General features: G+C 54.5%; 1 protein-coding gene. It reads left to right on the top strand.

The genetic code is table 11. The features are described from left to right. Positions 1 to 63 precede the first annotated feature (63 nt). Positions 64 to 1,074 carry an IS30 family transposase gene (locus BCF46_RS19595; protein ID WP_121028470.1) on the top strand — a complete coding sequence of 337 codons (1,011 nt, stop codon included), beginning with the start codon at positions 64 to 66 and terminating at the stop codon, positions 1,072 to 1,074. Positions 1,075 to 1,113 lie beyond the last annotated feature (39 nt).

Consider the following 1,113-nt stretch of genomic DNA (forward strand, 5'->3'; position numbering starts at 1 on the left):
GGTGGATTCACAAACGAAGTGCAAATTCTGTATCAAAACAGAACCTTGCATGGAGAATGACAAATGGGAAGCTGTTACCCTCACCTGAGTTTGGATGAACGCCGTAGGATTGCCGAATGGCTAGAAGCCAAAATGCCAATTGCTGAGATCGCAGATCGCTTAGGCCGTGATGCCTCGACAATCTACCGCGACATCAAGCGGAACCGGTACACGGACAAAGAGATCCCCGAACTCAATGGCTACCACGCTTTGGTCGCGCAGGATAAGTACGAGCAACGTCGTGCGGTCCATCGAAAGATGGTTGTTCACCCTAAGCTGAAGGCCGCCATTGAGGACAGGCTCAAAGAAGGCTGGTCGCCAGAACAGATTGCCGGGCGCATGCGGCTTGAGCGCCATCCGATCCGTGTGAGTCACGAGACGATTTACAGGTTTGCCTATTCCAAAGATGGCCGTGCGGAACAGTTCTATCGCCACCTGCCCGAGCATCGAAAACGCCGCAGGCCGCGTGGATATCGACGCCATCAGCGTGGGCATATCTTTGATACGCAGAGCCTGTCTTATAGGCCTGAGAACGTTGCAAAGCGCACTGAGTTCGGTCACTGGGAGTGCGATCTGATGATGTTCCGGCGCGAGCATGGGAAGGTGAACGTGACGTCTCTGGTCGAGCGTGTCAGCCGCTACGCAGTCGTCATGCGCAATGAGGATCGCACATCCAAGCCGATCATGGAGGCATTGATTAACGGCCTCGCTCCCCTGCCCGCTGATGCGCGTCAGTCGATCACCTTTGATCGCGGCACTGAGTTCTCCGCCTGGAAGAGTCTCAAGGACGGGATCGGTGCGGACGCATGGTTCTGTGATCCCCAAGCACCCTACCAGAAAGGCACCGTTGAGAATACGAACAACAGGTTGCGCCGATATCTCCCCAGATCTACCGAACCGACGGCGCTGACAAATCGATATTTGAGGTCGATTTGCCATCGCCTCAATTCAACGCCGCGCAAGTGCCTCGGCTACCGTACACCCTTAGAGGTGTTTGAAAGCGAACTGATGGAGTTACGGAACCGATTGGAGTAAAAGGTTAAATCAGGAACTGCGCTTCAGCGTGAGTTCACA

Source organism: Litoreibacter meonggei (assembly GCF_003663885.1).
GTDB lineage: Bacteria > Pseudomonadota > Alphaproteobacteria > Rhodobacterales > Rhodobacteraceae > Litoreibacter > Litoreibacter meonggei.

Coding starts and splice junctions, on each gene's coding strand:
- BCF46_RS19595 (WP_121028470.1), top strand. CDS start 64: ATGGGAAGCTGTTACCCTCACCTGAGTTTGGATGAACGCCGTAGGATT.